Origin of the sequence: Sphingobium xanthum, from assembly GCF_019737615.1 — a bacterium.
Taxonomy (GTDB): domain Bacteria; phylum Pseudomonadota; class Alphaproteobacteria; order Sphingomonadales; family Sphingomonadaceae; genus Sphingobium; species Sphingobium xanthum.
Genome location: NZ_JAHKKS010000019.1, coordinates 20,850 through 27,658, shown reverse-complemented (window position 1 = coordinate 27,658; position 6,809 = coordinate 20,850). Strand labels below are relative to the sequence as shown.

6 protein-coding genes are annotated in these 6,809 nt (G+C 61.9%); 1 reads left to right on the top strand and 5 read right to left on the bottom strand.

Annotated features, from left to right (window positions below):
- Positions 1–943: 943 nt before the first annotated feature.
- The 4 genes from tnpA to KM135_RS19590 all read right to left on the bottom strand — a co-directional run bounded on the left by tnpA (position 944) and on the right by KM135_RS19590 (position 4,525).
- Positions 944–1,363: an IS200/IS605 family transposase gene (gene tnpA, locus KM135_RS19605; RefSeq protein WP_221715772.1), complete on the bottom strand. Its 420-nt coding sequence runs from the start codon at positions 1,361–1,363 to the stop codon at positions 944–946.
- 72 nt (positions 1,364–1,435) lie between these two features.
- On the bottom strand, positions 1,436–1,768 hold the full coding sequence (locus KM135_RS19600; protein ID WP_221715771.1) for a hypothetical protein: 333 nt from the start codon (positions 1,766–1,768) through the stop codon (positions 1,436–1,438).
- 19 nt (positions 1,769–1,787) lie between these two features.
- On the bottom strand, positions 1,788–3,152 hold the full coding sequence (locus KM135_RS19595) for a S8 family peptidase (protein WP_221715770.1): 1,365 nt from the start codon (positions 3,150–3,152) through the stop codon (positions 1,788–1,790).
- Positions 3,153–3,238: 86 nt separating this feature from the next.
- Positions 3,239–4,525, bottom strand: coding sequence for a hypothetical protein (locus tag KM135_RS19590; protein WP_221715769.1), 1,287 nt, complete (start codon positions 4,523–4,525; stop codon positions 3,239–3,241).
- Between the two features lie 184 nt (positions 4,526–4,709).
- Between KM135_RS19590 and KM135_RS19585 the strand changes: the two genes are divergently transcribed.
- A complete protein-coding gene (locus KM135_RS19585) occupies positions 4,710–5,363 on the top strand; it encodes a Crp/Fnr family transcriptional regulator (protein ID WP_221715768.1) in 654 nt (217 codons plus the stop codon).
- Here KM135_RS19585 and KM135_RS19580 read toward each other — a convergent pair.
- On the bottom strand, positions 5,360–6,799 hold the full coding sequence (locus KM135_RS19580; RefSeq protein ID WP_343228235.1) for a tetratricopeptide repeat-containing protein: 1,440 nt from the start codon (positions 6,797–6,799) through the stop codon (positions 5,360–5,362). The genes KM135_RS19585 and KM135_RS19580 overlap by 4 nt on opposite strands.
- Positions 6,800–6,809: the final 10 nt, after the last annotated feature.

Here is a 6,809-nt window from a genome sequence, read left to right as displayed (position 1 = left end):
GATGAAGCTGCTATACCTCGTACTCAACAAGGCCGCCGATGAATGGAAACGGCCACCGCGCGAGTGGGCCGAGGCAAAAACCCAGTTCGCCGTGATCTTCGGCGAGCGGTTCGTCATCTGATGACGATAACCGGCCTCGCGCACAAAATATCTGACAGTCCCCAACGACCTGGTCAATTTCCTGAAACATAACAGCCGCGACAATGACGCCGCGCTTCGCCGGAAGCTGCGAGCCTATATCCACGGCCCTTTGATGATGGTTCGGATCGACGATGCACAGATCGAAGCTTTGATCGACATCGTCAGCACCTCCTGCCCGCCACCCCAGACGTCATGGGGCTGGGACTGAGCCCCCTCTCCCTGATGTCGGTCGCCCAAGACTGTCGGCAGCCGCGTCGGCGCGATGATGTCCCCTTCGCTTGTCCCGATCCAGCGCCTGTTCCAGCGCTTTGCGATCAAGGAACCAGACGTTCCCAGTCGCGGCGCACCCCGGCAGGAATGTCCCAGTTTGCGTCATTAAAACGCAGATGAACGAATGGCCGCTTTCGGGATGTTCATTCGCCAGCTTGAACGTCCGAGATGTTGGCGGACTCAGTCCTTCACCAGGCCACGATTGAATGACCGCCTTCCCCTGAAGTTGCCATGCCCCATTCGGGGTCGCGCGGCAGCGCCGCTCACGGCTCCAACTGGGGGGGAAGCGGAATTGCAGCTTAGGCGGAGTGTCGCAAGCAAACCATCAGAGCAAAGTCTCGCTCGCTGACGACCCAATCTTTTCGGCTATGGTGAGCCGTCATCATCCGTTTGTCTGAATTGGCCATCGGACCGCCCTGCCTGATGGGGCTTTCGAGTATCAAATTGCAGCAATGTAGGGTCAGTTGAAGGACGGCAAATGGGTTCTCAGGACATTGTACACTGAACGACTGACCGGCTGACACCGGTAGGATCATGTTGAGGGGCTGAAGCCGTTTTTGTGGGGATGTTTGTCGAGATATCGCATGATGATATCGTCGGTGATGTTGCCGGATGTTGTGGAGAAGTAGCCTCTTTGCCAGAAGCGCTGGCCCCAGTAGCGCTTGCGGATATGCTCGAACTCCTGCTGGATTTTGCGTGAGGACCGACCTTTTGCCCGGCGGACGAAGTCGCTGACCGAGACGTGGAGCGGGATTTCGACGAACAGATGGACGTGGTCGCACGAGAGGACACCATGGACGATGGTTACGCCCATCTCGGCGCACACCTGCCGGATAATCTCGCGGATCCGCAGGCGAACTTCGCCGCGCAGCACCTTGAACCGGTATTTGGGCGCCCAGACGAGATGGTAGCGATGGTGAAAAGTCGTGTGACAACCGCTCTTGTAGCCCAGGCTACCCACCGAGTTCAGGGCTGAAGCCAATATCCGACTGAAGTCGGAGGGGTTCCTCCATAAAAGGAGACTCTAAATCGCTGAGAAGGGCGCTTCGGGCATGATCTGGACCGGGATGTCTCCGATTGATTGAGCAAAGGCTGCGGAAGACATCGCATCGTCCACCTTTGCAGACCATGCACGAATGCCTGCCAGATATGTCAGCTCGACATGATCGGTGAGCCGCGCACGCAACTGGGCGTCGATTGCGGCGCAGCGCGCAGCGAATTCGTTGGTCAGCTGCTCAGAACGCTCCTCAGCCGCTTTCGAATCGTGCCCGGACGGCAGGGGCGCGAAAGGATCAAGGCTTTCGCGCCAGCCGTCCGGCAGGACCGATTCGAGAGGCATGAGCAGGAAAGTTGTCACCCCCGGCCTATAGCCCGACCTAAGCGCGAATGCGACCCGCGCCACCATAGTTGCGGCTATAGGGATGCGGCTGGATCGGATCGAGCGTGGACAGCAGGCTCAGGAACAGTGCGCGGGGATGGCCCAGCAGCGCGGGATTGGCGCTCATCCGCCGCGCCGCAATCCCTGTGACCAACGGAGTTGCCATTGAAGTGCCGCTCATGCGAGCGTAGCGATTGCCGGGAATGGCCGCGACAACATCGACCCCTGGCGCCGATAGATTGGGCACCGGATATTGAATGCGGCCGTCGGGACCTGACAACTGCCAGTCACTGAAGTTAGCGGTCACATCGTTGGCATCGCTCGCCCCCACGCTCAATGTGGTACGATAGTTGCCTGGCGAGCCGTGGAACCCGGCACCTCTGCGACCATCATTGCCGATGGCAGCGATCATCGAAATCCCGGCCGTCAGCCCGTTCAGCACCGGCTGTTCGAGATAATCTTGATAGCCCGAGCCCCCAAGCGAGGCGTTGACGACATCGACACCGCGCCGCCCCGGTCTGAACTGGTGCTGCACCAGCCAGTCCATGCCGGCTGCGATCTGCTTGAGGTAACCGAATAGGCGACCTTGCGCATCAGGCGTCGTCAGCACTGCTGCCACTGCCAGATCGGCATCGGGGGCTGCACCGCACGTCCGGCCTGCCGCGATCGAGCTGACATGGGTGCCATGCGTGCCCGCATCCCGGGCGTTGCTGCCAACCACCTGCCCATCCTTGCCGAATTCGCGGAAGTGGACAACCTTGCCCGTGAATTCCGCGTGGGAATCGTCGATCCCCGTATCCAGCACCCCGATCATAATCCCCTGACCGCCGGACTGACCGGAGGAGAGACCGACCTTCCTGAGGTGCCAGAATTGATCATCGGCCGCAGCCGCAGCGCCCTCTGCTACGTCGATCACGGCGTCCATATCGGGATGAACCATGTGCACTTCGAGATTGGGATAGACCGACACGCCCGGCTGGCTGTAGATCGCTTCAAGATCAAGCTCGTCGCGGTCGACCAGGATCGCGCCGACCCCAGCCAGCACCCGCATGTCGGCGGGCGGCTCGGACTGGGGTTCGATGCTTGCGATCTTGGGCAAGCCAAAGGTCGCCGCGTCGCCTACCGCGCCGAGGGTTTCAAAGCGCGTCGACGGATTGTCGATCCCGCTGGCGATCTGGCTGAGTACCGCGTGGCGGCGGGACAGCAGCTCTTCGGGGGGCAAGGCCTCTGCGGTGGTAGCTGCGGCTTCCGCTTCGCTCGGCAGAGCTGCGAACACGCCACCGGCCATGCCGAACATTTCGACCGAACCGTCGAGAACGCTTTCATCGACGAAAATGACATAACCTGAGTCGGTGGTGGACATAGTGTTTCTCCTTTGAAATTGCTGGTTTGATGCAGGCAATGTGATGGGCGGGGGCGAACCAGAGTTGGTAGCGCGGGCCCTTGGGGCTAGCTGCCAGCCGCGTCCGCCGGTGCTGGCGCGGGCACGTCGTTTTTGGCTTCGGCTTCGATCAGAGCTTCGAGAGCATTGGCTTGCGTGCGCCTTTCGACTTCGCGCTTGGTCGCATTGGTCTCCTGATCGCGCAGTTCGATCCCGGCAGCGACCGAGGCGTCGACCACCCCGGCCAGTGCGTCAGCACCGCCGGTGCTGGTGTATCCGATCGAGGTCAGTTCGCCTTTCTGATCGAAGGTTGCAGCGACCGCGCGCGATCCGAAAATGCCACTGCCATCGAAGGAGATGATCTTAAGCGTGCCGATCTGCGGCACCCTAACCGTTTCCTTGGCCTTGGTGTCCTCATACGCCGCGCGGGCATGTGCCTCGTCGATCCCAGTCAAGTTTCCGGGCGCGAACGATGCTAACGGTTCCAGAGTGACCTCGATCACGCCGGGCACACGATAGACCAGCGCCCGCTGCTTTGTTTTTGGTGTAGGCTTTGTATCTCGCCCCATCACCGAAGTCGCGGAAGCCTTGAAGGCGAGCACTTGCCCAAGACCGACCGCGTTCAGGGCCGTCTGCAAGTCCTCCTTGGTCACATCTTCGAACCAGGCCGTCAGATCAGCCGAGTTGGGATTAGAGGGCAGATCAATCGTCGATGCTGTTGGCGTCCAGATTACCGGTTTGGGGCTGACCGTGAGTTGAGAATTCGTATTGGCAATTGCCTCCTCTGTGCGGGTGATTTGCAATAGCAGGTTTTCCGAAGTCCCCTGACTGATCAGGTTTTGCCGGAGGCGTGCCAATTCGGTTTCCAGCCCCTCTTTCTGCTTGAGCAGATCGACGATCTTCTTCTTGCACTGGATCGGACGCGTGCTCGATCCCCCATCAAACGCAGCACCGACGACTGGCAAGCCCATCGCAGAGGTTGCGACAAAACTGGCCGCCTTGATCGCGGCTGCGACGAACTTCCCGCCCTGGCCGGTCGACGAGCCGTTGAAGCTCTTGAGCGTGCCGTTCTCGTGATATTCAAGTTTGACCTGCCGATCGACGAACAGGTTGCCCTTGGGATTGATCAATATCTGCTCACCCCTGCCGTAGACTGGCTTGATTGCCGTCGCCACGTCCATCGCAAAACCCACGCCCTGCGCATTGGGGCAGGACGTGATCATGTGGCTGGCGGCAAAGCCGATCTTCACCTCGGGCAGGTGATAGTCGAGTGTAACATCCGCCGCATGCGCCGGTGCGATCCACACCAAGCTGGCGGTCGAAAGGATTGCGGTGATGACATTGGATTTGCGCATTGGCGTTACTCCCGATTATGTTGCGGCATGTGTCGGATTATCGCGAGGCGATCAGCCGGATCCGGAATCATAGCTGCCATTCCTGAGTGGCCTGTACGCGTGATCGCCGTCACGCTCGGCACCCTGTTCGGAACTATCGCCAGCGACCGTTGCTTCCCGACAATTTCCCCCGCCGGAACCGCCGATGGAGCGGACTGAACGGCTGGCCGCGCTGGCGTCGTTTTTTGCGTGCAGTACGGCGGAAGCGCAGAGGCTTAGCGATGCCATGATCTTCGTCACCTATCGCCATGGCCAGACGCTGATCCATCAGGGTGATATGGGTGCGAAGGTGTGGATCGTGCTCGACGGGCAGGCGCAATTGCAGCTGATTGGCAGCGATGGACAGGTGCAATTGCTGATGACGCATGGCGCAGGCGAATTATTCGGCGCTCTACCGCATGAACGCCAGTTCGTGTCCGATGTCGTTGCCCTCAATCGGATCGCAGTGCTCGAGATTTCCACCGCCAGCCTCAATCGGCTGCTGCGGGAAGAAGCGCGGATCGGCAGCGGCCTCGCGATGATCCTTGCGCGGCAATACCATTCGGCGCTTGACCGGATGGCGGCGCGCATCACGCTAACGGCGACGGGCCGGGTCTGTGCCGAATTGCTCAACGCTGCAGGTGAGGGCGACGCCATTTCGCCGCCGCCGGTAGTGGCAGCGCTTGGCCTGACGGCGCAGACGACCCGCGAGACGGCATCGCGCGCGATCAACGGTTTAATGCGTCGCGGTATCCTCCGGCGTGAGCCGGACCGCTTGACGATCGTGTCGCGCAAGCTTCTCGAAGACATGGTGATCTAGGCGGGGAGCACACTCCAGATCGGCTCGCGGCCTGTTGGTAGAGGCAGTTCGCCCAATTCCTCCACCGTACCGATCCACCCGGCCTGGATAAGCGCCATCGCCGTGGCTTCATCGCTCACTACCGCCCCTGGGGTCGCAACCACCGCGAGCGCGGCTGCACGCCGCAACGAGGGCGGATCAGGCCGATCCGAATTGCAAAGCGCCAACAGGATCGCCACCCGCCTGTCATCGCCCCTGCTCGCCAGAGCGCGCGCCTGCGCGCCTGCTGCCAGCAGGTCATCATGGATCGACCATGCCACCTCACCGGCCCACACTAAAGTCTGCCACCGCTCACGCGGGGTTGCTGACGCGGTGCTGGCCCGTGCTGCAACGGACCGGACCCCTTCGATGATCGTCAGCGGACGACCTCCGTCGCGCCAGGATGCAAGTTGCTGGCGCAAAGCCTCGCCTTCGCCCACTACCGTCACCGCGCTGACCCGGCTGCCCAGCACCTGCGCATTGCGCACAGCGCGCCCCATCGCGATCCAATCGGCGTATTCGACCGCGAGCGACAGCGACGGATCATCCAGCCCGTAAGTGGTCGTGCTTGTCGCCTGCGCCAGCGCGGCATCGAACCGCGTGACCCAGTGATCCCCAAAGGCCGCGACCGAGATCTGGCGGAAGCGATCGACCGGGTAGGGCAGCACCACGTGGAGTTCCGCCGCAGGGCATTCCCTATCGCGCCAGGCGAGGAAGGCTTCGGCCAATACAAGGTCGGCCCCGGCGGCAAGGGCGCCATAGGCAAAGCCCGGCCGCTCGCTGGCGATGTATTGCGCAATCGTCTCGGCGACTCCGCGTTCATCGGGGGCCAGCCCGGCAATGCCGCTGAAATGGACGCTGGGCGGGGGGCGGTATGGATCCAGCCAGCCCGCATCCCAGCCTTTCTCAGCGAGGATGAGCGCAAATTGCCCGATCGTCGCGGCATGATCCTCCCACGCGTGCGGCTGGCGGGCGATGGCCTTGCGGAGCGCCGCGCGGGCTTCGACCTCGTAACCGAGCAGCAGCAGGGCTTCGGCCTGGGTCGCCTCGCGCCAATAGGGGGTCTCGCCTTCTGCGGGATCGGCGGCGATCAGATCGAGCACGTCTTGCGCAAAGCGTTCTGCTTGCAAAGGCTTGCCAGCAAAGAGCGAAAGCGATGCGGCATTGATCAGCGGATAGCTTGCACCAGTGATGCCCGCGGCCTTGGCGTAGAGCTGCGCTGACTGGTCGAACAGCCGCGCTTGCTCGGCACCCGTGCCGGCGCGCTTGGCCAGATCCTTAACCAGCCGCGCCTGCAAGGTCAGCGCCTTGGGATCACTGGCGGAATCGAGCAAGCCAAGCTGCGCCATCAAGGCCCACGCCCGCTCCGGCGAACCGGATCGGGCGAGGCGCAGGATGGGGGTGTGGGCAGTGATCAAGAGGGCGTGC

Bases quoted from the DNA above. Each gene is read 5' to 3' on its own strand.
- KM135_RS19595 (WP_221715770.1), bottom strand. From the start codon at position 3,152: ATGTCCACCACCGACTCAGGTTATGTCATTTTCGTCGATGAAAGCGTT.
- KM135_RS19590 (WP_221715769.1), bottom strand. From the start codon at position 4,525: ATGCGCAAATCCAATGTCATCACCGCAATCCTTTCGACCGCCAGCTTG.
- KM135_RS19585 (WP_221715768.1), top strand. From the start codon at position 4,710: ATGGAGCGGACTGAACGGCTGGCCGCGCTGGCGTCGTTTTTTGCGTGC.